The 23,786-nt window shown below is 40.1% G+C and carries 22 protein-coding genes; 17 read left to right on the top strand and 5 right to left on the bottom strand.

Translation table 11 applies throughout. From position 1 onward, the window contains the following. Nucleotides 1–78 precede the first annotated feature (78 nt). On the bottom strand, nt 79–972 hold the full coding sequence (locus MsAm2_RS05955; protein WP_338097347.1) for a methylenetetrahydrofolate reductase: 894 nt from the start codon (nt 970–972) through the stop codon (nt 79–81). A gap of 137 nt (nt 973–1,109) precedes the next feature. Beyond that, nucleotides 1,110–1,721, bottom strand: a complete 612-nt coding sequence (locus tag MsAm2_RS05950; protein ID WP_338097346.1) for a methylenetetrahydrofolate reductase C-terminal domain-containing protein — start codon at nt 1,719–1,721, stop codon at nt 1,110–1,112. A 528-nt stretch (nt 1,722–2,249) separates the two neighbouring features. Here MsAm2_RS05950 and MsAm2_RS05945 point away from each other — a divergent pair. The 5 genes from MsAm2_RS05945 to MsAm2_RS05925 all read left to right on the top strand — a co-directional run bounded on the left by MsAm2_RS05945 (nt 2,250) and on the right by MsAm2_RS05925 (nt 8,268). Next, nucleotides 2,250–3,200 carry a mevalonate kinase gene (locus MsAm2_RS05945; RefSeq protein ID WP_338097345.1) on the top strand — a complete coding sequence of 317 codons (951 nt, stop codon included), beginning with the start codon at nt 2,250–2,252 and terminating at the stop codon, nt 3,198–3,200. Nucleotides 3,201–3,314: 114 nt separating this feature from the next. Then, nucleotides 3,315–4,109: an isopentenyl phosphate kinase gene (locus MsAm2_RS05940; protein ID WP_338097344.1), complete on the top strand. Its 795-nt coding sequence runs from the start codon at nt 3,315–3,317 to the stop codon at nt 4,107–4,109. A gap of 357 nt (nt 4,110–4,466) precedes the next feature. Continuing rightward, the gene (gene fni / locus MsAm2_RS05935) at nt 4,467–5,558 is read left to right on the top strand and encodes a type 2 isopentenyl-diphosphate Delta-isomerase (RefSeq protein WP_338097343.1); all 1,092 of its coding nucleotides are present in this window, start codon (nt 4,467–4,469) and stop codon (nt 5,556–5,558) included. Nucleotides 5,559–5,797: 239 nt separating this feature from the next. After that, the gene (locus tag MsAm2_RS05930; protein WP_338097342.1) at nt 5,798–7,141 is read left to right on the top strand and encodes an RNase J family beta-CASP ribonuclease; all 1,344 of its coding nucleotides are present in this window, start codon (nt 5,798–5,800) and stop codon (nt 7,139–7,141) included. A gap of 161 nt (nt 7,142–7,302) precedes the next feature. Then, nucleotides 7,303–8,268 (top strand): polyprenyl synthetase family protein, encoded by a 966-nt coding sequence (locus MsAm2_RS05925; protein ID WP_338097341.1) that lies wholly within the window; start codon nt 7,303–7,305, stop codon nt 8,266–8,268. A gap of 339 nt (nt 8,269–8,607) precedes the next feature. On the opposite strand, the gene MsAm2_RS05920 is transcribed toward MsAm2_RS05925, so the two are convergent. The 3 genes from MsAm2_RS05920 to MsAm2_RS05910 all read right to left on the bottom strand — a co-directional run bounded on the left by MsAm2_RS05920 (nt 8,608) and on the right by MsAm2_RS05910 (nt 11,054). Further along, complete coding sequence (locus MsAm2_RS05920) at nt 8,608–9,021, bottom strand: hypothetical protein (RefSeq protein WP_338097340.1); 414 nt, start codon at nt 9,019–9,021, stop codon at nt 8,608–8,610. 123 nt (nt 9,022–9,144) lie between these two features. Then, nucleotides 9,145–9,285, bottom strand: coding sequence for a hypothetical protein (locus MsAm2_RS05915; RefSeq protein WP_338097339.1), 141 nt, complete (start codon nt 9,283–9,285; stop codon nt 9,145–9,147). Between the two features lie 752 nt (nt 9,286–10,037). Then, nucleotides 10,038–11,054 carry an RNA methyltransferase gene (locus MsAm2_RS05910; protein WP_338097338.1) on the bottom strand — a complete coding sequence of 339 codons (1,017 nt, stop codon included), beginning with the start codon at nt 11,052–11,054 and terminating at the stop codon, nt 10,038–10,040. Between the two features lie 285 nt (nt 11,055–11,339). On the opposite strand from MsAm2_RS05910, the gene MsAm2_RS05905 reads away from it, so the two are divergent. The 12 genes from MsAm2_RS05905 (at nt 11,340) to MsAm2_RS05850 (ending at nt 23,772) form a co-directional block, all read left to right on the top strand. After that, entirely contained in the window at nt 11,340–12,638 is a 1,299-nt protein-coding gene (locus MsAm2_RS05905; RefSeq protein WP_338097337.1) for a leucine-rich repeat domain-containing protein, read from the top strand. A 572-nt stretch (nt 12,639–13,210) separates the two neighbouring features. Then, entirely contained in the window at nt 13,211–14,047 is an 837-nt protein-coding gene (locus MsAm2_RS05900) for a respiratory nitrate reductase subunit gamma (RefSeq protein ID WP_338097336.1), read from the top strand. Beyond that, complete coding sequence (locus MsAm2_RS05895; RefSeq protein ID WP_338097335.1) at nt 14,047–15,339, top strand: (Fe-S)-binding protein; 1,293 nt, start codon at nt 14,047–14,049, stop codon at nt 15,337–15,339. The genes MsAm2_RS05900 and MsAm2_RS05895 overlap by 1 nt, the downstream gene beginning before the upstream one ends. Nucleotides 15,340–15,486: 147 nt before the next feature. Continuing rightward, nucleotides 15,487–16,785 carry a phenylacetate--CoA ligase family protein gene (locus MsAm2_RS05890; RefSeq protein WP_338097334.1) on the top strand — a complete coding sequence of 433 codons (1,299 nt, stop codon included), beginning with the start codon at nt 15,487–15,489 and terminating at the stop codon, nt 16,783–16,785. Between the two features lie 256 nt (nt 16,786–17,041). Further along, nucleotides 17,042–17,470 carry an ACT domain-containing protein gene (locus MsAm2_RS05885; protein WP_338097333.1) on the top strand — a complete coding sequence of 143 codons (429 nt, stop codon included), beginning with the start codon at nt 17,042–17,044 and terminating at the stop codon, nt 17,468–17,470. Between the two features lie 168 nt (nt 17,471–17,638). Further along, the gene (locus MsAm2_RS05880; RefSeq protein WP_338097332.1) at nt 17,639–17,983 is read left to right on the top strand and encodes a DUF2103 domain-containing protein; all 345 of its coding nucleotides are present in this window, start codon (nt 17,639–17,641) and stop codon (nt 17,981–17,983) included. Nucleotides 17,984–18,018: 35 nt separating this feature from the next. Then, entirely contained in the window at nt 18,019–18,918 is a 900-nt protein-coding gene (locus tag MsAm2_RS05875) for a methanogenesis marker 12 protein (RefSeq protein ID WP_338097331.1), read from the top strand. Nucleotides 18,919–19,311: 393 nt separating this feature from the next. Beyond that, entirely contained in the window at nt 19,312–20,100 is a 789-nt protein-coding gene (locus tag MsAm2_RS05870) for an ABC transporter permease (protein WP_338097330.1), read from the top strand. Further along, a complete protein-coding gene (locus MsAm2_RS05865) occupies nt 20,101–20,880 on the top strand; it encodes an ABC transporter ATP-binding protein (RefSeq protein ID WP_338097329.1) in 780 nt (259 codons plus the stop codon). It abuts the gene before it with no gap. An 810-nt stretch (nt 20,881–21,690) separates the two neighbouring features. Next, entirely contained in the window at nt 21,691–22,086 is a 396-nt protein-coding gene (locus tag MsAm2_RS05860) for a DUF1699 family protein (protein WP_338097328.1), read from the top strand. A gap of 544 nt (nt 22,087–22,630) precedes the next feature. Next, entirely contained in the window at nt 22,631–23,113 is a 483-nt protein-coding gene (locus tag MsAm2_RS05855; RefSeq protein ID WP_338097327.1) for a hypothetical protein, read from the top strand. Nucleotides 23,114–23,634: 521 nt separating this feature from the next. Further along, nucleotides 23,635–23,772 carry a hypothetical protein gene (locus tag MsAm2_RS05850; RefSeq protein ID WP_338097326.1) on the top strand — a complete coding sequence of 46 codons (138 nt, stop codon included), beginning with the start codon at nt 23,635–23,637 and terminating at the stop codon, nt 23,770–23,772. Nucleotides 23,773–23,786 lie beyond the last annotated feature (14 nt).

The following is a 23,786-nucleotide window of genomic DNA, read 5'->3' as shown; positions in this document are numbered from 1 at the left end:
TTAAAACGCCAAAATGACAGTAGTTTAATGCCGGTTAAATCGTTAATAAGAATATAAAAAACTTGTTAAAAAAACTTGTTAATAAATCGGACTTAATATACCTGTTTTTTCAAGAATCAGCCGTGTATTGGTGTGCGGACCGACCGGCATCATGTGAACGCCTCTGCAGAGCGGTTTTAATTGATAAATCAACTCGGACGCAATCAAGATTCCTTCCGCCATCGGGTCTTCCGCGTTTTTGATGCGGTCGGAAATCTCCGCCGGAATTGAAATTCCTGGAATGTTGTTGTTCATGTGATCCGCCATTTTGGACGAACGAATCGGAATGATGCCGGCAATGACCGGAATTCCGTGAACGTCAACGATTTCTAAAAATTCTTTAAATTTTTCAATATCGAAGACGGCTTGCGTTTGAATAAAATCGACATCAAAAAGCAATTTTTTTTCCAACTTCATCAATTGAAGTTTTTCATTCGGGTCGGCATTGGAAACAACACCGACACAAAATGCAGGACTTTGATTGAGGCGGTTGTTGGACAAATCGGTCCCGTTTTTCATTTGATCGATGGTTTTGAGCAGCTGAACGGAATCCAAATCATACACCGCTTTGGCTTTGGGATGGTCGCCGGTTGCCGGATGGTCGCCGCTCATAATTAAAACATTGGAAATTCCGAGAGCGGATGCACCCAGCAAATCGGCTTGAAGACCGATTCGGTTCCGGTCCCGGCAGGTCATTTGCATAATCGGCTCCCCGTATTTTTTCTCAATCAAAAGGCGGGAAAAGGAAAGCGATGACATGTGCAACGTCGCACATTGATTATCGGTGACGTTAATCGCGTCCGTAAATGAATGAATTCTTTCGGCATTTAATAGAGCATCGGAAACATCCGTTCCTTTGGGAGGTGACACTTCCCCCGTAATGAGAAATTTCTCCGAAAGGAGTTTTTCATGAAATTTACTTTTTAATATCATTGTGCCACCCAATCAGTATTTAAGACGCAACAAACAAATCAATAATCCGATAAAATAAACTAATCCATAGTCAGATAAAATAAACAAATCATAGCCAAATCAATTACAATAGAAAGAAAAAATTGCAAAAACGGCCATCAAACAAAATGGTCTTTCGGCGGCTTAATTTTATTAAGAATCGGAAGCGTTTGAACGGTTTTCATCCGCTTTTCAATAATATACCAAACGCATTCGCTTGTTTTGGAAACTTCGCACATTCCGTTTTTAGAACCGCCGCAGGGCCCATTGATTTGAGATTTCGGGCAGCAGGCGTTGGGACAAATCCCGCTGTAATCGCCGATATTGCAATCGCCGCAAAGAGAACACAAATGATTGATGGCGGAAGATCCAATTTGGCCGCCCAAAGACAACGTGTCGTTGGTTCCGGTAACGGGTAAATCCAAGATGGACGCAATCACAGACGTTCCGCTGCCACACGCCATCACTAAAACACAATCCGCTTCCTTTAATTTTTCATTTTTTTCCACCAAAGATTCATAAGAGCGGACGCTGCACGCGGCGGTCGGGACAGCCCATCCGATGACATTGTAATCCAAACCCGTCAAGTAGTCAAAAAGAGCCAAAACCTCCGGCTCCCCACCTGTTTTCATTTTCGCGGCGCAAACATTACAACCAACCAAGAAGATACGTTCCTTTCCTTCCAAAAACGGCAAAATCTCCTCAATCGGCTTTGCTTTTGTAATAATCATAAACTAAATCAGACCTTTTTTCTCGTTTTTTTCAAAAAGCCGGTGAAGTCAAAGCGGCAATATGCGATTTTACATTTCTAAAAACTCACAAAAAGAGAAAAGAATAAAAATCGCAACAATCACTCTATAGGCTTTGTTTCTATATAAAATCAAGGGAGGGAAATATATTTTTAAAAAATATAATTATGGAGTATATAAAAAATGCAAAAACACATGTAAAAAGGTAAAAACAAAAAAATTCAAAAATAATACAAAAATTCAAAAATGATACAAAAATGACACAAAAATGCAAAACAAAAATGATACAAAAATGCAAAACAAAAATGCAAAACAAAAAAGATGAATAAAGATGAGAAGAATGAAAAAATAATGATAAAAAGATTCTCAACTTCAAATTCATGAATTTTATCCGGCTGATCTTATTCATTCATGGGGAATGGATTTATAAATTAAGTTTGTCATTCCTATTTCATTCATTTAATTTTTCACGCTTTATTTTTTATTTTGATTTTGATTTTGGTGTTTGAAATGATTACGTGTTCGGCTCCCGGTAAAATATTTTTGTTTGGAGAACATGCGGTTGTGTACGGGAAAACGGCAATTGCCTGCGCGATTGATATCCGCGCCCAAGTTTCCGTCGAAGAGATATTGGTTCCCGCTGTTCAAATGAAAGGTCCGGGAAACAATGTGGATTTAAATCCGCGCAAACACCCTTATATTTACACGGTTGTTGACAAATTCCGAAAGCTTGCGGACTTGCCGGACGATAATACCTCCTCTAAATCCGGAAAAGGAATTGCCATCGATATTCACTCTGAAATTCCGGTCGGCTCCGGTCTCGGATCGTCGGCGGCGGTCACAATTGCGACCATTAAAGCGTTGGATGTTTTTTATGGGACGGATTTGCCGTTGGACGAAATCGCACGCATGGGGCACCAAGTGGAGCTTGAAGTTCAAGGAATGGCAAGCCCAACCGATACATTTGTATCGACCTATGGCGGTTTGGTCCGGATTCCTGACCGTAAAAAATTAGATTTCTTTGACGCGCCGATTGTTGTCGGAAATACCCGAAAATTTGCCTCCACCCGAAAACTGGTTTCCAACGTCGCCTCCTTAAAAGAGCGGCATCCGCAGGTTATTAATCAAATTATGGATGCGATTGGAACCATTTCCGAAGTCGGTGTCAATTTCGTTTGCGTAAACGACCTATCCACCGTGGGCGAACTGATGAACATTAATCAGGGCCTCTTAGATTCCATCGGGGTTGGCTCCTATGAATTGTCCGAACTGGTGTATGCTTCTCGAAAAGCAGGCGCGCTCGGATCTAAAATCACAGGTGCCGGTGGCGGCGGATGTATGATTGCGCTGTGTGAACACAAAAATTTATCCCGCGTGGCGCACTCCATTAAAAGAGCCGGCGGAGACGCGTTTATTTGCCGGACTTCCAATGCGGGCGTTCGGGTGGAAAAAGACAAATAATTTTAACATAATTTTAACATAATTTTAACATAATTCTAATCATAATTTTAACATAATTTTAATCATTTTCATTCATTTCCACCTCTTTTCAAATTTTCCCCAAAGGTTTTGCTTATGACACCCCCTTACAATTCATCCAAGCCGGATTCCGGCATTACCGTTTTAAAAATCGGCGGAAGCGCCGTCACCGACAAGAATGCCAAAGCCGGGCTGGCCAAAGAAGAGGAAATGCGCCGGATTTTTAAAGAAATCGCGACTTTTTCCGGCAAAATCGTCATCGTTCACGGGGCCGGATCTTTCGGTCATACACATGCGAAGGCGTATGGCCTAGACAAAGGATTTCACCAAGAAGGCGTCTTAATTACGCATGATTCGGTGCGCCTTTTGAATGAAATGATTGTCAAGGGACTTCGGGAAGAAAATATTCCGGCTGTCCCACTTCATCCGTTTTCTTTTTCTGTTTGCGAAGACGGACGGATAAAATCCATGTTTGTCGACCAAATTTCACTCATGCTGGACCACGGTCTGGTTCCGGTTCTTCACGGCGACGTTTGCATGGACACTGTTCGCGGATCCTGTATTTTATCCGGGGATCAATCTTTACCATATGTGGCGGAAGCTTTGTGTGCCAAACGGGTGGGTCTTGGATCAGCCGCGGACGGTGTTTTGGATGCGGACGGAAAAGTCATCCCCAAAATTACGCCGAAAAATTTTGATTCCATGAAAATGCATATCGGCGGCTCTGCCGGGACAGATGTGACGGGCGGCATGCTTGGAAAAGTGTCGGAAATCTTGGATTTGGCCAAAAGAGCCGGTATCGACTCCTCTATCTTTAATGCAAACACCCCCGGAAATGTTGCCGCGTATTTGAGCGGAAAAAATATCGGGACCCTGATTTCAAGAGATTAAATCCGAATATATCCGAACAATAAAATCAAAATAAAATCAAAATAAAATCAAAATAAAATCAAAATAAAATCAAAATAAAATCAAAATAAAATCAAAAATAAAATTCATCGAAATCCGTAAAAGAAAGACGGCATTGCAATTGTGTAATATTGTTTATATACTATTACCGAAATAGATGAGATCAAAATTCGATATGAACCTTTATATTTTGGCGATGATAAACTCTGATTTTTCAGATGATTTCACCGCATTCATTGTTTATTTTAGGATTTATCTGATTGTTTATTATTTTATGAGCGATCATTTTATCTTTTTCGATTCACGGTTATCATTATTCAAAAGCAGCGGGCAATTAAAATGGGAGAAACTTCACGCAGAAAAATCGAGCACCTGGAACTGTGTGCGCACAATCACGTTGAATCAAGAAAAATCAGCGCAGGATTTGAAGATGTTTTGTTAATTCACCGTGCGCTCCCGGAAATTTCCATGAATGACATTGACATGTCGGTGGATTTTTTTGGAAAAACACTTTCCTTCCCGTTTTTAATCGCATCCATTACCGGCGGACACCCAGAAACGACATCCATTAACGCCGCTTTGGCCAAAGCCGCGGAAAAAATAGGCATCGGTATCGGTGTTGGAAGTCAACGGGCCGCCATTGATGATCAATCTCAAATCTCTTCCTTTCAAGTCGTCCGAGAAATCGCGCCGACCGCATTCGTTTATTCAAATATCGGCGCGGCTCAGCTTTTGGAATACAGTTTGTCCAAAATTGAAAGCGCGGTCAATATGATTAAAGCCGACGCAATTGCGGTTCACCTCAATTTCCTCCAGGAAGCCATCCAGCCGGAAGGGGACAGAAACGCGAAAGGATGCCTTGAAAAAATTGAAGAACTTTGTTCCGTATCATCCGTTCCGGTCTTTGTCAAAGAAACCGGCGCGGGAATTTCTCGGGAAGATGCGCTGATGCTTAAAAAAGCAGGAGTTGCCGCGATTGATGTCGGCGGCGTCGGCGGAACCAGTTGGGCCGGCGTTGAAGTTTACCGTGCCCGAACCAGTGCTGATTCTTTACGGGAATATTTAGGCGAACTGTTTTGGGATTTTGGAATCCCGACCGTTTCCAGCATTGTGGAATGTAAAGTATCTGTCCCAATCATCGCAACCGGTGGAGTTCGTACCGGAATTGATGTCGCCAAATCCATTGCGCTTGGCGCAACCGTCGGCAGCGCCGCACTTCCCTTTGTTGGTGCCGCATTTGATGGCGCAGACGCGGTTTACCAAAAATTAGACATGATCCGGCAGGAATTAAAAGCTGCCATGTTTTTGACCGGCTGCGATACGATTTCAGACCTTTCCCGCGCAAATATCGCGATTACCGGAAAGACTTACGAATATTTGAACCAGCGCGGATTCCATGTCCGGGATTACGCCAATAAAGAGATGCTTTAAATCCTAAAAAGATATTTAGGACTCAAACATTCACATTCATTCACATTCATTCATATTCTTCATTTATTTCGTATTCATTCAATTACTCACATTCATCCCTTTATCTTAAAATTTAAACAGGTTAAATAAAAGGATCCAAATAAAAATTTAAAAATATTAAAATAAAGCAGTAAAAAATAAAATCTGAAACAGTTATTAAAAATAAAATTAAAAAAATCGTATCATAGAGGAACATAAAAATGGAAGAAATAGGTATTGTCGCCGTCGGCGGCTATAATGAAATGGGCCGGAACATGACGGCCGTTGTTGTCGGAGATGAAATTGTTATTTTAGATATGGGCATTCGTCTGGACCGGGTTCAAATTCACGAAGATGCGGAAATCGACCGCATGCACTCCCTTGAATTGATTGAAATGGGCGCGATTCCGGATGACACCATCATGCGGGACATTAATGGAACCGTTCGGGCCATCGTTTGTACGCACGGGCACTTGGACCACATCGGGGCCATCCCGAAATTGGCGCACCGCTACAACGCGCCGATTATTTCCACACCATACACAACCGCACTCATTCGCCAGCAAATAGAGGAAGAAAAGAAATTCAAAGTGAACAACCCGCTTGTGGCGCTCAAAGCCGGCGATTCATACGAAATCACCGACTCGATTACGGTGGAATTTATCAGCATTCCGCACAGTATTATCGACAGCGTGATTGCGGTTTTGCACACCCCGTACGGCTCGGTCGTGTACGCTTGCGACTTTAAATTGGACCGCGCGCCGACAATTGGGGCCTCTCCGAACTTCAACGCGCTCAAAAAGCTGGGACGAAAAGGAGTCTTGGCCATGATTACCGAGACAACAAACAGTGCCCGGTCCGGAAAAACACCGTCCGAAACCATCGCGAAAGAAATGTTGCGGGATGTATTGCTCGGAACGGAAGAATCCCACGTCGGCATGATTGTGACAACATTTGCGTCTCATATCGCACGCTTAAATGCGATTATTGAAATTGCCGAAGAAATGGGACGTGTCCCGGTTTTCATGGGACGCTCTATGGAAAAATATTTGATGGCGGCACATGAACTTGGATTTATCAATCTGCCCAAAAATGTTGAAATTTACGGACAGCGTAAGGATGTCGACAAAGCGTTGAAAAAAATCATGACGGAAGGCAAAGAAAAGTATTTGCCGGTTGTCACCGGACATCAAGGGGAGCCGGGATCGATTTTGGTCAGAATCGCAAATGGAGAAACTCCATTCCAAGTGGAATCCGGCGACCGTATGATCTTTTCTGCCAATATCATTCCAAGCCCGATGACACGCGCCAACCGCTATGCTTTGGAAACAAAATTAAAGATGCGTGGCGCACGGATTTATGATGATGTTCACGTGTCCGGACATGCTTACCGGGAAGATCATTGGGAATTACTCCGGATGGTTCAGCCCAATCACGTGATTCCGGCCCATGGCGATTTGGCAATGCACAGCGCCTACATTGAAATGGCGGAAGACGCAGGTTACGTCCTTGGAGAAACGGTTCATTTGCTTCGAAACGGCGAAGTTCTTTTCATTGAGCCCTAAGCTCAATGATTTTTAATTTATTTTAGGTTAAAAATCATTCAAGTTATAATTTATTTTCAAGTTATAATTTGTTATTTTTAATTTCATGCATTTTTTGTAATTTGCATTTTAATCTGTATTGTTGGAATTATTTTTAAAATCATGATTCGGGTGTCTGATAAATGACAATCATTGATGAAATAAAAAACAGATCTGTCCCTGTGGATAAAGCGATTGATTCTCTTCTTCCGGTCAAAGAGCCGGTCGGTCTTTATGAAGCGTCCCGGCACATTGTCAAAGCCGGTGGAAAGCGGCTTCGTCCTGCTGTTTTATTAGCGGCGGCGGAAGCTGTCGGCGGCAATCCAAAAAAGGCAGTTCCGGCGGCGGTTGCCGTGGAATTAATGCATACGTTTACGTTGGTGCATGATGATATTATGGATAACGATCCGGTGCGCCGCGGTCTTCCGGCGGTTCACACTCTGTGGGGAGAAGCCGGTGGAATTCTGGCCGGAGATACGCTTTACTCCAAGTCGATTGAAATCATCACGGAATCGGATTCCGACCCCAAAAGTCTGTTAAAGTCGGCCAACATTTTGTCCAAAACCTGTGTTTTGGTGTGTGAAGGGCAATGGTTGGATATTGATTTTGAAAAGCGGGAAACGGTTTCCAAAGAAGAATATTTGGACATGATTGAAAAGAAAACGGCGGTTTTGTTTGGCGCCGCCGCTCAAATCGGTGCGGTTCTCGGAGGCGCGGATGAAAAAACGGCGCAAGCACTTTATGATTTTGGGCGTTTGACCGGGCTTGGATTTCAAATTTATGACGATGTTTTGGACTTGATTACGCCGTCGGAGATTCTTGGAAAAAGACAAGGCAGTGACATTGTGGAAGGCAAACGCACGCTTTTGATGATTCATGCGTTGGAGCATGGCGTTTCCCCAAAAGCATTTGGAAAAGGAGATGCGACGCCTGCGGAAATTGAAGATGCCATCCGTGTTTTGACGGCGTCGGGTTCTTTGGATTATGTCAAAACGCTGGCAGTTTCGCTTGTGGAAGACGGAAAATCCAAATTAAAGATTCTGCCCGACAGCAAAGCCAAACAGATTCTATCGGATATTGCCGATTATATGCTTTATCGGAATTACTGAAAAAAAAAGTGCAAAAAAAACGGAAATCAATCTGGAGTAACGCCTCAAATTGATTCCGATTTATTATTTATTTTTTCGTTCGATCTGTACTTTTTTATTGTTTTTATTTTTATTGTTATTGTTATTTTTATTGTTTTTTTATTTTTATTGTTATTTTTATTGTTTTTTTATTTTTATTGTTATTTTTTTTGTTTTTTATTTTTTTGTTTATACTCTCTTTTACCTGTTTTTTTGTTCATATTTCTATTTGTTTTGTATTTTATTGTGTTTTTATTTTGTATTTTTATTAGTTTTGAATTTTTATTTGTTTTATGTTTTTATTTGCTGCATCGTGTTTTTTTAAGTTTTCGCTTTATACATCTTTTCAATAATTTCCCGAATATTTTTCTCCAACTCTTTTTCGGAAATTAAAATCATTTTATCCGGTTTTGTTTTTGTGGATTGTTGAAGTGTATTTTCGTGTATTTTTCGTGTGGATGCGTATCCATCCATGAAATCTACAATCGCAATCCGGATAATGAAAGATTGATTTTTTTCCAGAATTTGGGACAAAAATTTCAGTTCTTTGATTAAATACCGGTTGAGTGAAACCGATATTTGTTTTTTAGGCGTACGGTCTTCTTTTGCAATCGTTAATAATGATTTGTATTCGAAGCCCGGGTCATTTTCATAAATGGAAATTTTCCCGAAAAATGAACACAATGATGTAAAGACGATGTCGGAAACCGATGCAAAATCTTCCGTTTCGACCAACTGGTTAATCCTGGACAATAAATCTTCGCTGATTGATATCGAAACCGGCGTTTTTTTATTGTTTGCTTTCTCATAGTCTATCAGACAAATCCCTCTCCTTGTTTTTTTATTGTCTTGTTGTTTTTATATGATTTCGTTACTGTTTTTGATGTTTTTGGGTTGTTTTTTATTTTTTGTTTTTCTTTCGTTTTGCCGGTTGGTTTTTTGTCTTAACCGTTTTTTGTCATCCATAAGGATTTTTCCGGTGTTTTTGCCGCTTTTCATTTAAAGCGGACACCGGTGGAAAATAACCGCGAGATCGTTGTCCGGCAAATTCATGCCGGGTCGCGTATTTTGATAAAACGAATATGAAGTAAATACGGAAGATACATATTGAAATTATTGCAATTGTTAAAATTATTCAAATTATTGAAATAATTGAGATAATATGGAAATCAGGTGATTGAAAAACGCACAGAGATTAAAATATTGAAGCTTTTATTTTGAATTAATTATAGTAATATAAATGGTTGAGTTTTTCTATTTTTTATTTAATATATTATCCCTGTAACAATTCAATCAACTTCAATATCAAATTGAAATTTTTACTATTTAGTCTTTGTTATCTCTCCATAATCATTATATTTTAAATTCCATTTAATAAAAAATTCTTTATACTAACTATATCAAATAGAATGATGTGATGGGGATAAAAACGAAAAACTGTTTGCCAGTTGTCATCCGCCTTTTTAAAAGGTAATTCGTTTACAAACGGTTGAATTATTTCTCCATCACAAAATTCAAACAACGTTTATGATGATAAAATTTGATAAAACCTGAATTTCGTTTTTTTTATCGGGAAAATACAACAACGGCATTCTGAATCCTTTTTCAACATTTTTTTTCAACAATTACGTTTTTCATAATATTTTTCATGATATTTTTCATAAATCTTTTTCATACTTGAATTCTAAATAATATTTTTCAATGAATGTTTTTTTCAATAATTATTTTTCAATGAATTATTTTTTATTGTTTTAAGAATCATCCAAAAATGAAAAATCATCTTTCTCAAATTGGTTTTTTATTTCAAGCTTTAATTTACCGACGTCTTCCCCTTTTCCTTTTTTGGCATGGTATTGAATATTTCGAAAGATTCCCCGAAGCGTCTGCGCTTCGCAGGGGGTTAAATTTGAGCGCCCGAGAATTCGGCGCATCATTAAAACCATTTTGTCTTTTTTGTGCGGCGTAAAATCAATATCTTGCAAAACCGCGTCAAAATGTGTGCATAGCGCATTAAAACTCTCAAAATCAACCGTTTTTCCGGCACCGGTCATTTCAGCACCGGACAGTTCATACAGAATGACGCCAACCGCATGCGATAGATTCATCACCGGATAAATGTGAGAAGTCGGAATTGTCGCAATCACGGAACAAAAAGATAATTCTTCGTTTGTGAATCCTTTATCTTCCCGGCCGAAAAGAAGCGCAAATTTGGTATCCGGCGCGTATTGATCCATTCTTTCTTTGAGCATTCGCGGAGAGAGCGCCGGAGTTCGAATGTGATCGCATTTTTTGTAGGCGCGCGACCCGGTGGTTCCGATGATAACATCGCATCCCAAAACCGCCTCTTCCATAGTTTTGCAAATTCGGGCATTTTTTAAAACGTCGTCCGCATGTGATGCCATCGCGCGGGCTTCTCCTTCAAGCGGACAGGGATTGACCAAAAAAAGTTCCAGAAATCCGAAATTTTTCATAACGCGACAAACCGACCCGACATTTCCTTGGTAAAGCGGCTCCACCAGAATGATACGAATTTGAGGAAGATTTTCATCCGTCCAATCGGCCGAGTCTTTTTCCAAACCCGAAAAATCTGATTCATCGAATTCATTAGATTTATCAAATTCATTAAATTCATCGAATTCATTAGATTTATCAAATTCATTAAATTCATTAAATTCATTGAAATCCGCCGATTCATTTCGTTTTTCAAAATCAACGGAATCCGTTCCTGTTTTATTAATGGATGTTAAAGAAGGGGTCGGGTCTTGCATAAGGAATGAAAAAGTGAATGATGTATTTGATTTTTACGTAACTTTTAATCATTTTTGATTTTTACGTAACTTTTAAGCATTTTTGATTCTGAATTTTGGTTTGAATTTGAAATCAAGATTAAGAACGTTAAATTTTAAAGTTTTGAGGGTTTGGAGAATTATATCGAATATATTTATATATTTTAATATATATTATTGAATAAGTATTGCGTTTGATTAACCAATCCTTTCTGAAAATGGATGAATTGACCATCCGCCTCCATCAAAAATATAAGGAATATAATAATGCCGGAAACATCCAATCCTCAGAAAATGGGAATCCTTCTTATTTTAGTACTCCTGCTATCTATTTTATTCATTTATACCATTTGTTCTATGGCCGGCAAAACTACCGATATTGTTTGCAGCTGCGATATTTCTAACCCTCAATCCATTCCTTCTGAAAATCCGGCAAATACTCCATCGGAAAACAACATTTCTTTGCCCCCGGTAATCGTTGCCAACCATACAACCAGTGGCGGCGGCAGTCCGGATACATCTCCTGCCGGTCAAAAAGTCAATCTGACGGTTTTGTACTTAAGCGGGGTGGATGGACATTACGGAACGATTTCTGGAAACGGAACCTTTGATGTCGGCCAAGAAGTTACGGTAACCGCAACCCCAATTTCGCCAGGATATGAATTTATGAAATGGGTCGAAACCGATGATTTCTATGAAACCGCCGTAATTGATACAAACACATCTGTTGCCGCCCTTGAGTCCTATACATTCACAATTTCACAGGATACGACTCTTTACGCCGTGATGTGTGGCAACAGCTCGGAATTAAATTTTAAAGTCAGCCTGCCCGGACCGTTAACCATCAATATTTTGAGATATAATTTAACGCCGTCTACCGAATATGAGGTTTATATTCCGCAATACCTCGATGAGCGGATTTTAATCAGCTTGAACAACACGAGCATGATGTGGTTTATCGGCGACAAATTTTTTGATTTTAATTTAACCTCTGTTCAAATCCCAGATACGGTTTCTTCTATTGGCATATACACATTTTTTAATTGTAACTTCACCACCGTAACCCTGCCGCAGAATTTAACGGTGATCGGTGGCGGAGCCTTCACCGGTACTCGTCTGACCACGATAACGATTCCGAAAAATGTGGAAACCATTGAAGTCGCCGATGATTTTGGTATAGGAGCTTTTCAAGATTGTATTTACTTAACAAGTGTGACATTTGAAAATGACAGCCGGCTGACCATAATCGGAAATAAGGCATTTCAACACACCAACATCCGTGAAATTATCCTTCCAAAAAATGTCACTACGCTTGGAAATCTTTCTTTTTCAAATTGCCAGAACTTAACGACCATTGTGATTCCCAAAAACGTTACCACCATCCGAAATAATGCTTTTGCGCTTTGTTCCAATTTGACCCGGGTTGAGTTTTTAGGTCCGCAGCCTACCTCCTGGAATTCAACTTCTGTTTTCATGTCATCCCCATCCGTGACCGTTTATTATCATTCCACGTACGCAAGTTCTTGGAGTTCCTACACGGGCACGAAAGTGGAAATACAAGATTAAAACCAAAGTAAGCCTCAAAACCAAAGATAAGCCCAAACATCAAAGATTTAAATGAATGACATCCATTCAATTATTTTTGTATATCAGCGGAAAGCTCATTTTTTATCTGTCAACGAGGTTGTGCAGTTCATTTTTTGCTTTTATTACAGAAATTGAGAGAGGCGCATTTATCATAAATATTTCAGACATTTTCAGACATTTTCCCAAACTTTTGCAACATAGATCTATTTCAAATTTTTGAAGATAATTATACATAAAAAATTATAATTGTTTATTCGATTCGGCTTATTGTTTTCGTTTCATACAACATTTTTGAAGAGAATATTTAAATATAATCGGTGCAAAAGTGTGTAACAATTCTTATCGTTGGCCTTCTTTTTTGGCCTTTTTTTCCGCCGGTCGCGTAAAAGCAAAGTCGGCGAACGATAGCGATAGAGATTAAAATTTGAATTGAAATGAACAATTATTTCAAATTACAAATAATTTCAAAATAATTTGTCGTTTTTATAATTATAAAAAAACGTGTTTATAATATTTTATTTGCTTTTCAAAAAATACTGGAGAAATGAATAATGGATTACTTTTCAGGAATTGCGGGTGTTTCCTTAACATTCGTCGTCATGATGAGCGTTTGTTCCATTGCGATTTTCCTTCTGATTTTCGGCCTTATTTTAGACCTCCGGAAATGGGCTCAGGGTGCCACCGGCTACGGTCTTGAACCGGAAGAAGGAAAAAAGGGAAACATAATCGCTTTCATCAAAGCCTATTGGAAACAATTGACATCACACGAAGGCGTTCACCATGGCCAATCGTTTTGGAAATCTTTAATTTTAGACGTTTGCCTTCAAAGAAGAACTTTCCGCGCCAGCAAAGGCCGCTGGTTGATGCACATGTTGATTTTCGTCGGATGGATGGGTCTTTTTGCCCTTTCCGGCTTGATGTTCGCCGCGGAAATTACACACATGCTCGGTGTTCATTTCGATATTGAAGCGTTCAGAGAAATGCTTCAGTTCCCGAACCAAATTCTCGGTTATATCCTTTTAATCGGTGTTTTAATCGCCGTCGGCCGCAGAGTTTTCATCCCCAAGGTCCGGCAAAACACAAACTCTTACGACTCCGTTTTGTTGATCACCTTAATCATCGTCATTGTTTCCGGATTCGTGGCCCACGCCGGTCGCTACATTGTTGCGGGCGTTACCGATTTCTCCGGTCTTGACATGATCTTCTACGATTATAAAATCTGGACACTCGGCGGTGTTCAATTCTTTAACACCTATGTGAAAGAAATTGCGTTGACCCACAGCGTTCTTGCGTTGTTCATCGGATTTGCGTTCATCCCGTACAGCAAATATATCCATATGATCACGACACCGCTTACGATTCTTGTGAACAAAGGAGGCGAGAAGTAATGGCAAGAAAGCAACCGTCTCTGGATTTAAAAAATATCACCATGGTTCAGACAATGGAACTGGATGGATGTATGCGCTGCGGCGAGTGTGCCGAATGGTGCCCGACCTATGAAGGTTCAGGCTACCTCCCGGGGCTTTCTCCACGCGACAAAATTTACCGCTGGAAACGCTTTGTTGACCGCTCCTTCGGTATTTCCGCAACTCTGTTCGGTCCCAAAGAGATTTCGAATGAAGAATTCGTTCAATTCAAGGATGATGTCCACGGCTGTACCACCTGTGGTATTTGCGCGACCGTTTGTGAATCCGGAATTAACACCGTTGAACTCTGGGAAGGCATGCGCGCAAACCTCGTCAAAAGAGGAGTCGGTCCCTATGGAAAACAAGGAACCATGCCCAAAATCATCGGCGATACCAAAAACTCTTACAACGAGCCCAAGGAAAACCGTTTGATCTGGATCCCCAAAGATGTTAAAATCGCGGACAAAGCCGACATTCTCTATTTCAGCGGCTGTACCGCCGGCATGAAACAAACCAACTTAGCCGTTTCAACCGCCCGCGTTTTGAACAAACTCGGCGTTGAATTCTGTATGCTCGGCGAAGAAGAATGCTGCTGCGGTTCCGTTTTAATCCGAACCGGACAATATTTCAGAGAAGACAATTTGGCCAAAAAACTTGCCAGAACCAACGTCGACAACATCAAAGCCAAAGGCGCCAAGATTGTTCTTTACGCTTGTTCCGGCTGTTTCCGTGCGTCTCTTGTGGACTGGCCGCGTCTTTTGGGCGAGGAAGTTCCCTTTAAAGTGATGCACGTCACTCAATTCCTGGCGGAAAAAATTGATGCCGGTGAAATTGAATGGAAACAAAAACCATTTGGAGAAGACAAAACCGTTACTTTCCACGACCCATGTCACTTGGGTCGCCACGTTGGTGTTTATGACGAGCCGAGAAAAGTGCTCAACAGCATGCCCGGAATGAACTATGTGGAAATGGAAAGATGCAAATCTTACCAAAGATGCTGTGGAGCCGGCGGCGGTGTCAAATCCGGTATGCCCGAGCTTGCGCTTTCCATCGCCAAACTCAGAGTCGGCGACGCTGAAACGGTTCTTTATCCGGAAGGCGAAACAAAAACGCAAACCAACGTCTTTGCCCAAGCCTGTCCATTCTGTAAAAGAAACCTCTCGGACGGCCGGGATGCTTTAAAGCAAGGCGGGGACGAAAAAGCCGATATTATTATTGAAGACGTTGTTGAAATCAGTGCCCGCGCACTCGGACTCAGCCCGTCGAAAGAGTAATTTGAAAAAAAGTTATTAAAACAGCATTAAATCCCGAAATATTTTTTTTTCGGGATTTCTTTTTTTTCCATTAATTTTTTATTCTTTCAAATTCACTACTCTCATCTTTTTGATTATTTTTAAATATTTATTCCGGAAAGAACAAAAATGACATATTGGAATCCTGAAATTGAGACGATGGACCTTGCATGTCTTCGTCAAATGCAAAGCGAACGGCTGGTCAAACTGGTTCATTATGTTTATGAAAATTCGCCCTTTTATCGAAAATTGTTTGACGACAACAAAGTCAAACCGTCGGATATCCAATCCGTTGACGACCTTGGAAAACTTCCATTCACATACAAGAAGGATTTGAGAGACACCTATCCGACCGGTATGTTTTGTGTCCAAAATAAGGATTTGGTCCGCATTCATGCGTCATCCGGAACCACCGGAAAGCCGACCGTCGTCGGATATACGAAAAACGACATTGACAATTGGGCAGAATCACTCGCGCGCGGATTTACCTCTGTCGGTCTTGGGGAAGACGACATTGTTCAAATCGGCTACGGATACGGTCTTTTCACGGGTGGTCTTGGAACCCACTACGGTTCGGAAAAAATTGGCGCAACCACAATTCCGATTAGTTCCGGAAATACGGAGCGGCAACTTTCCCTTATGGAAGATTTAAACGTCACCGCGGTTTTATGTACCCCGTCTTACTTTTCTTATTTGATTGAAGTAGCGGAAAAAACCGGCAAAAGCATGATTCATAACAAAAACTTGCGCATCGGGATTTTTGGGGCGGAGCCGTGGTCGGAATCTTTGCGCCACCGCATTGAAGAAAAAGCCGGTATTAAGGCCTATGACGTCTTTGGAACCTCCGAACTCAGCGGACCGCTTTTTACGGAATGCCAAGCCCAGCACGGAATGCACATTTGGGCAGATATGTTTATTATGGAAATTTTAGATCCGGAAACGCTTGAGCCGGTCCTTCCCGGCGGAACCGGGGAGCTGGTGGTTACCACGCTTTTAAAAGAAGCGCTGCCACTCATTCGTTATCGTGTCGGCGATTTGGCGTCGATGGAAACCGGTGTTTGTTCCTGTGGGCGGACACACCCGCGGCTGATGCGGCTGAAAGGACGTTCCGACGACATGACCATCGTCCGCGGTATTAATGTTTTCCCCGGACAAGTGGAATCCGTTTTGGTTAAAATTCCGGAAGTGTCCCCGCACTTTATGATCATTATTGATCGAAACGGCGAATTGGACGACATGAAAGTTCAAGTCGAACTCAACGATATGGCATCGGATAAAGTGGAAGATTACAACCGGCTTCGAAATCGGATCTCCCATGATCTTCGGTCCGTTTTAAACTTATCGGCCGATGTTGAATTGGTCAACCCGGGATTTATCCCGCGCTCGGAAGGAAAAGCAAAAAGAGTCATTGACAACCGAAAATATTAAAAAATCAAAAAAATCAAAAAGAATTGAAATAATCGCAAAATATTTTCAAAAATAATCCCAAGATTATAAATATAAAAATCATTAAAATATTAAAATGAAAACATTTACCTAAAAAAATATGAGACTTAAAAAAGTGAAATATTCTGTAATATTTTAGAATAAATCAATAAAAAATCCATAAAATACAATAAAAAATCGATAAAAATCTAAAAGTAGAATCATAAAATCAATACAAATCGGCAAGGATTGGATGATAATGGCAAAAACAATTAAACAGATTTCCCTTTTTTCGGAAAATAAACCCGGCCGCTTGGCAAAAGTGGCAGACACACTTGGGAAAGTGAATGTGAATATCCGTGCGTTTACGATTGCCGAATCCGGAGATTTCGGAATAATTCGGATTGTCGTCGATCATCCGGACATTGCGCATGAGGCGCTTAAAAAAGCAGGATTTACGGTATCTGAAACAGATGTTTTAGGAATTGAGATTAACGATAAGCCGGGAGGCTTGCGCGACATCGCGGAAATCTTTTCGGAAGGGCACATTAACATCGATTATGCCTATGCTTTTTTGGGACGGAATCAAAATGCGGTTTTAATTGTCCGTGTCAGCGAGTTGGAAAAAGCGGTGGAATTCTTAAAAACCAAAAATTTAAAGCTCTTGGAAGTCGGTGATTTGGCTTAATGCCATTTTTCCGCCTCTTTATTTATTTTTCTTTTTGATTTCATTATTTTATTCATCAATCATTCCATTTAAAATTTATATTATTCATTATCATTCCACTCATAAGTTTTTGTTTTATTTTTCAATTCAATTACGAAAAATTATTTTTCGCTGCCTTGGGTTGTTTTTATGCCGTCTAAAATGTCTTCCTCCAAAAAAACAAAAATGGGCGGCGTTCATACAACGATTATCGGGGAACGAACCGGAAAGAAAATTGTTGCGCTTGTTGCCGCTCATCCGCAAGTTAAAAAAATCATTCCCGGAATTATTAAAATAAAAGGACCATCTGGCGGAAGTTTTCGGGCGAAAGTCCTTCGGCCCGACAACCGTGGAAATCTACGGCTTTTGTTGTCTCAAGGAACAAGTGTTCAGGAAATTCAATTGGTCACAACGGCGGCCGACCCGAAATCTGGAGAAACAGTTTTGGCGGAATTAAACGAAATGATTGAAAAAGAACTCGATGAAAAAACATAAAAAAATTTACAGGATAAGGAATTATTTTGGCATTTTTGGGATTTGACCACGGAACATCGGCAATTCGGTTTGCGTTGATTTGCGCAAATGGAACTTTACTTTTTGAAATTCCGCGCCCGTCTGCGGGCGCCATGGAGAAATCCAGGCTTTTAAAAGTCATCGAAGAGAATTTGGGAATCCCTCTGTCCGATGTTGAAATGGCGTGTGTGACTTATTCCATGGGAGACGGGATTTCAGACATTCTTCCGATTCATCAGGTGACCAACCGCGGCGTTTTAAATACGTCCGGTGTCGGCGAAACAACGGGTGCCGGAACGAAAGTATTTGATATCCTTCTGGAAGCGGGCTGCCCGGCTGTTGTTCTTCCGGGTCTTCACCAAAAAAGCCCGGCTGACCGGCGCATGTCTTTTTTTTCCCACCAGGCCGGTCCGGAAAAAATCGGAACCGCTTACCATGCTTGCAAAGCCGGCTACCGAAACTTTATTTTATCCGATATCGGATCCAACACGGTCACTATGGCGGTGGTGGCACCCAAGATTTTGGGAGCGATTGACGCTTGTATTTTCGCGCCCGGAACCCGGCACGGACCGCTGGACGTGGCGGCTCTTCGAAAAATTGACCGCGGGGAAATTTCCGCAAATCAGGCGTTTTCTATGGCCGGCGCCGGCAGCCGTTTGGATGTCATTTCTTTGTTTGCCGCAATGGAAATATCGGCGCTGGACGTCTTGATGAAAGACTACAAAATTTCAAATTACGATATTTTAATTTCAGGGACGGGCGCTGAAAATGAAGAGATTTTTAAGTCCGTCTCCACATTGATTCAAAAGCCGGCGGAACCTCTCGGAAAATGGGCGGCAGCTATTGGCTGCGCACAAATTGCGCAAGATATCGCCGGCGGCCAACGAACTATTTTTGAAATGAACGTGAAAGTCTAAATTAAAAATCAAGGCAAAAAACGAAAGCAAGAGCACGAATCTATAAGATTTTTATAAGCTTTTATTTAATAACCAAGCCGCTGCTGTTATTTTTCTTATTTTTTAAAACTTGCCGCCACAACGTGCGCAGCGGCACCAAAAGATTGAATCCGGATTTAGACAATATGGATTGAAAGTTTTATGATTGAATTACAGATTAAAATTTATGAAAAGGGTCTATATCTCTATATAAATGATCTATAATATTATATTCGTTATATGTTCGTTCATAAATGCAATTATAAAAGTGGAACATATTTTAACCTTATATACTCTTCTTGATGAAACCTCACGCTTGTTTTTTTGGCCGGAAATTTCCTACAAGATTATAAATGATGAGCGTGTAGGGAATGTATGAAAAATCGATTGATTGAAAAAATCAAATCCAAAAACATTGAAATCTTATCGATTGTTTCCGTGATTTTGATTTGGGAATTTGTTGCGGATTTTATTGTCCGAAATTCCTTTTACATGCCCAGTTTTCACAGTGTAATTTTGGCTTTTATCCAGGTGGTTCAAAGCGGTTCGTTTTTTTCGGACTCCGCCATCAGCCTGTACCATTTTGCCGGCGGATTTTTAGCGGCTCTGATCATCGGAATTCCTCTTGGAGTCGCGATGGGTTGGTACCCGAAAATCAACCGGGCGATCTCCCCGATTGTTGAAACTTTACGCCCGATTCCGCCGCTCGCCTGGATTCCATTTGCCATCATTTGGTTGAAATTAACACACACGGCCGCGGCCTTTATTATTTTTATGGGAATGGTGTTCCCCATCATTTTAAATACCTATTCCGGATTTAAAAATATCCCAAAAGTATATGTGGAAGCCGCCAAAGTTCTCGGCTGCACCGATCATAAAAAATTGATTCGATATATTGCGATTCCATCCGCATCTCCTTCGATTTTGTCCGGCATCCGGATTTCAATGGGTGTCGGTTGGATGTGCCTGGCGGCTTCGGAAATGTTTGGTGTCAGCGATTCCGGAATCGGCTACAAGATTTGGTTTTACTACGGCATCCAAAGAATGGACTACGTGGTTGTGTACATGCTTGTTTTGGGTCTTTTGGGCCTGCTTTTGGACTTTTTGTTCCGGCACTTCGTTCAGGAACGAATTCTGAAATGGCAAAAGGGAACAGTGATTTAAATGGGCAGCTTACAGATTGAAAATTTGGAAAAGAAGTTTCTCAAAAAGGGAAAAGGAAAAGAAGAGGATTCTTTTGTTTTGGCGATTCGGGACATTGATTTAAATGTCAAAGACGGTGAATTCGTGACCATTTTGGGGCCGTCCGGTTGTGGAAAAACAACACTTTTAAGAATTATTGCCGGCTTGGAAACGTACAGCGACGGCGAAATCATTCTCAACGGCGAAAAAATAACCGGGCCAAGCCCGAAGCGCGGCATGGTTTTTCAAGAATATTCGCTTTTTCCCTGGAAAACCGTTCTTGAAAATGTGATGTTTGGTCCGCTGATGCAAGGCGCGGCAAAGGAAGAAGCAAAGGGGAAAGCGTTGCCGTACATTGAACTGGTCGGTCTTTCGGATTTTGCAAACAGCTATCCGTACGAATTGTCCGGCGGAATGAAGCAGCGGGTGGCGATTGCACGTGCGCTTGCGAATGATCCGGATATTATTCTCATGGATGAGCCGTTTGGCGCATTGGACGCGCAGACGCGTAATAATCTTCAAAAAGAGTTGCTGCGCATTTGGCAGGAAGAGAAAAAAACCATTCTGTTCGTGACGCACAGCGTGGATGAAGCTGTCTTTTTATCCGACAGAATCATTATTTTAAGCGGCCGCCCTGGAACGGTCAAGAAAGAAATTCCGATCACCATTCCGCGCCCGCGAGACCGGACTCGGCCGGAAGAAAACGCAATCCGGAATGAAGTTTTGCATCTGTTGGATAATGCCCGCTGTGCCATCGATTAAAAAACTATGGATTTTTGCAAAAATGTTTACAGAATATTTTTGCAAAAATGCTTTTCATTTTTATTTTTGTAACTTCTTATTTTGATTTTTATTTTTGTAACCTCTTATTTTGATTTTTATTTTCTTCTGTTTTTTTATTGTTTGCCTGTTTTTTATCATGTGCCTGTTTTTTATTTTATCTCATTCAACTTATCCTTTTATTCGATTTTATTGGGCAAACATATTTGAAAATAGTTTGGGAAATAGTTTTGACAATAATGTTTTTGCTTGAAAATTATTTAATGAATAATTTATTGGAATGACTAATAAAAGAGGATGGATTTTATTTGTGAAGCTGTGATCCATAGATTCACAGTCCGGGGCCACCATTATTAAATTATCATACACTTTTAAATAATTTTAAAAATATATTGGTGAAAACAATTAAATAAAATAAAGTTACTTAGTTATTTGTGAGTGTATCTCAAATTTGTTTAAGTTTTCTTAAGCAAATTTTCAATGCATCATGATTGTACAATTTACTGTACATGAATTGCCGGCATCTTACAAATCATCCGGCATATTTGTTTACATTGAAAATGCACTTGCATATTTTATATGTAAATTCAAAAAATATTTGTATTTTCAACAAAACATTTGTATTTTAAACAAAACATTTAATACACCTTGTTTCAGTATACATATTTAATCAGCGTGGATGTATAATTTAATACTGTTTCATTATTGATTCAGCATTAAATAATCCGGCGCGAAAAACGAAAATCAAAAAACAAACAGGAATAAGCAATTATTTCAAAAGGTAGGGGAAAAATGAAAATCAGAGTCGTTAGTTCCAAGGAAGAAATCGAAACACTGAAGTCATCCGACGAAGTGATTCACCTCGCATTCAGACCGTCCAACAAAGATATTTTTAATTTGGTTATGGCATGCCCAAACATCAAAGCCATTCACATTCCAAGCTCTTACAAGAAAACCTTGTCCGAGTCTGTTCAAATGTATTTGGCCATGCAAAATATTGCGCTTCTTGAAGGAGATGTCTGGGGTCACAGAAAGGATATCAATGAATATTCCGAAGTTTCCCAACATGTTCTGGACAGAATTGATGAGTTAAAAGCCGAAAAAATGTCTACGGATGATATTGTTGCGTTGGTGACAAAAGAAACAAAATTAAGCGAAGATTTTATCAGATTCATCGTTGAAGCCTGATATTTCTTAATTTTTTTGTCTCTTTTTCAAAAATACACCATCCAAATTTGTGTCTGAAGCCGAAAACACCATTCGCTTCGACATTTTTATTTTCATACAAAAAAATCTTTTTCTGAAATTATCCAAAAAGAATAGTGGATACCCTTTTTAAAAATTGTTTTGTTTTTCTACATTGCCGCGACGTTTTTCATTTTTCTGTATTGCCGCAACGATTTTCATTTTTCTGTATTGCTGCAACTGTTTATTTCATCGCCGCTGTACTTTTCACCAATCTCTCTCTCATTATTAACAATCCGATTCAATCCGATACGAAACGCATCGGATTGAATCGGAGAGTTGACCGGATAAGATTACAGATGTTCTTTGTTATTATTTTCGTTGATTGCTTTTGTTTTTGTTGATGCTTTTGCTTGTTGTTTTAGAATCGCCGCACATATCATGACGGCATTTGTTCATAAATAGGAGGTGATTTTTAAAACAATAGAATATTACTTTCTCTCCGCATGGTCAACCCTGATATATGAAACCGGTCTATTTGTTTGAAATGACAGAATTTGAAAGAGATTTGGTTCATTCCTTTAACGAATATTTCAAGGAAAAAAAGATTCGTGGGATCTCCTACCGTTTAAAACAGCATCGTTTTACATCTCAGTTCTTAGACGTTTTGGTAGACTCGCTCAATCCGGATTATTACCTGGGAATCGAATGCAAAAGCATTTCCGTCGACAAAGGAACAAAAGCCCTCTACTTTACCCAGCATTTTACGACCGACAAAAAAGGCGTTCATCAAATCGACCGGATTTCGGATTTCCTCAAATGCTCAGGAAGACGCGGATATTTGGCGGTGGAACTGCGCTATGGTGTCGGACATTCCCGGGAAGCCTATGCCATCCCATGGAAAGATATTGATGGCCGATTTCATTCGGAATCCCTCAAATTCACCATAGAGGAAATTTCAGCGTATCCATCCATTTTGCGCGGAAAAAGTGATTACCATGTCGAACCGGATGTTTGGGGCGTGGATTAATCCAAATTTAATATCTGATTTTTGTTTCGGATCTTAAAAAGGTATTTTTTTTGGCATTCATTCTATTCATGTCAACCGTATGTTTTCTTAAAATAAAGAAACGATTTTTCAAAAATTTGATGAAAATACATCCCGTATCCTCTATAAATAATTCGAGCTGTTCATATTATATCAACAAAATCCAAAAATTTTCTATGAAGATTCCGGTTAATATTTTTATTCGATTCAATAATTAATTTTTATATAATTATATAATCAAGAAGATTTAAATAGATAATATGCCTTTTATTTACAACCTTTGAATAAAAGATTCAGACAATGAAATATATATTTTTCACAAATCTATATATATTATGTCGAAAGGCTATATATTTGATGAATCTGTTTGTTCATATTGTCAGGAACCAAAGAAATCTGTTGATGAAAAACAGACCGGGTCGACAAAATGTAAAGACCAACTCGATTGTTGAAAAATCGATGAAATAAACTGTTCGTCAAAGAACAAAGAAAAAGGTGATAATATGTTTGACGAGAAGTTTTTTGATGTCGATGGCGAAGAAGAGCTGAACATGCTTGAGCTCAAACGAAATATCGGCACAAACGTCAAAAGCTGGCACGCATCAAGTGTTTCCGGCATTTTTGAACATAACATCAAATAAATAAAAAAAGGCGG

Origin of the sequence: Methanolapillus ohkumae (assembly GCF_032594355.1) — an archaeon.
GTDB classification, from domain to species: domain Archaea; phylum Halobacteriota; class Methanosarcinia; order Methanosarcinales; family Methanosarcinaceae; genus Methanolapillus; species Methanolapillus ohkumae.
The sequence above is the reverse complement of the archived record's forward strand: the minus strand, read 5'-3'. Positions and strand labels throughout refer to the sequence as shown.

Excerpts from the sequence above, each read along its gene's own strand:
- MsAm2_RS05900 (WP_338097336.1), top strand. The coding sequence starts at position 13,211 with ATGGATTACTTTTCAGGAATTGCGGGTGTTTCCTTAACATTCGTCGTC.
- MsAm2_RS05930 (WP_338097342.1), top strand. The coding sequence starts at position 5,798 with ATGGAAGAAATAGGTATTGTCGCCGTCGGCGGCTATAATGAAATGGGC.
- MsAm2_RS05880 (WP_338097332.1), top strand. The coding sequence starts at position 17,639 with ATGCCGTCTAAAATGTCTTCCTCCAAAAAAACAAAAATGGGCGGCGTT.
- MsAm2_RS05910 (WP_338097338.1), bottom strand. The coding sequence starts at position 11,054 with ATGCAAGACCCGACCCCTTCTTTAACATCCATTAATAAAACAGGAACG.
- MsAm2_RS05950 (WP_338097346.1), bottom strand. The coding sequence starts at position 1,721 with ATGATTATTACAAAAGCAAAGCCGATTGAGGAGATTTTGCCGTTTTTG.
- MsAm2_RS05855 (WP_338097327.1), top strand. The coding sequence starts at position 22,631 with ATGACAGAATTTGAAAGAGATTTGGTTCATTCCTTTAACGAATATTTC.
- MsAm2_RS05915 (WP_338097339.1), bottom strand. The coding sequence starts at position 9,285 with ATGAAAAGCGGCAAAAACACCGGAAAAATCCTTATGGATGACAAAAAA.
- MsAm2_RS05905 (WP_338097337.1), top strand. The coding sequence starts at position 11,340 with ATGCCGGAAACATCCAATCCTCAGAAAATGGGAATCCTTCTTATTTTA.
- MsAm2_RS05945 (WP_338097345.1), top strand. The coding sequence starts at position 2,250 with ATGATTACGTGTTCGGCTCCCGGTAAAATATTTTTGTTTGGAGAACAT.
- MsAm2_RS05865 (WP_338097329.1), top strand. The coding sequence starts at position 20,101 with ATGGGCAGCTTACAGATTGAAAATTTGGAAAAGAAGTTTCTCAAAAAG.
- MsAm2_RS05895 (WP_338097335.1), top strand. The coding sequence starts at position 14,047 with ATGGCAAGAAAGCAACCGTCTCTGGATTTAAAAAATATCACCATGGTT.
- MsAm2_RS05850 (WP_338097326.1), top strand. The coding sequence starts at position 23,635 with ATGTTTGACGAGAAGTTTTTTGATGTCGATGGCGAAGAAGAGCTGAAC.
- MsAm2_RS05940 (WP_338097344.1), top strand. The coding sequence starts at position 3,315 with ATGACACCCCCTTACAATTCATCCAAGCCGGATTCCGGCATTACCGTT.
- MsAm2_RS05925 (WP_338097341.1), top strand. The coding sequence starts at position 7,303 with ATGACAATCATTGATGAAATAAAAAACAGATCTGTCCCTGTGGATAAA.
- MsAm2_RS05955 (WP_338097347.1), bottom strand. The coding sequence starts at position 972 with ATGATATTAAAAAGTAAATTTCATGAAAAACTCCTTTCGGAGAAATTT.
- MsAm2_RS05885 (WP_338097333.1), top strand. The coding sequence starts at position 17,042 with ATGGCAAAAACAATTAAACAGATTTCCCTTTTTTCGGAAAATAAACCC.
- MsAm2_RS05860 (WP_338097328.1), top strand. The coding sequence starts at position 21,691 with ATGAAAATCAGAGTCGTTAGTTCCAAGGAAGAAATCGAAACACTGAAG.
- MsAm2_RS05890 (WP_338097334.1), top strand. The coding sequence starts at position 15,487 with ATGACATATTGGAATCCTGAAATTGAGACGATGGACCTTGCATGTCTT.
- fni (WP_338097343.1), top strand. The coding sequence starts at position 4,467 with ATGGGAGAAACTTCACGCAGAAAAATCGAGCACCTGGAACTGTGTGCG.
- MsAm2_RS05870 (WP_338097330.1), top strand. The coding sequence starts at position 19,312 with ATGAAAAATCGATTGATTGAAAAAATCAAATCCAAAAACATTGAAATC.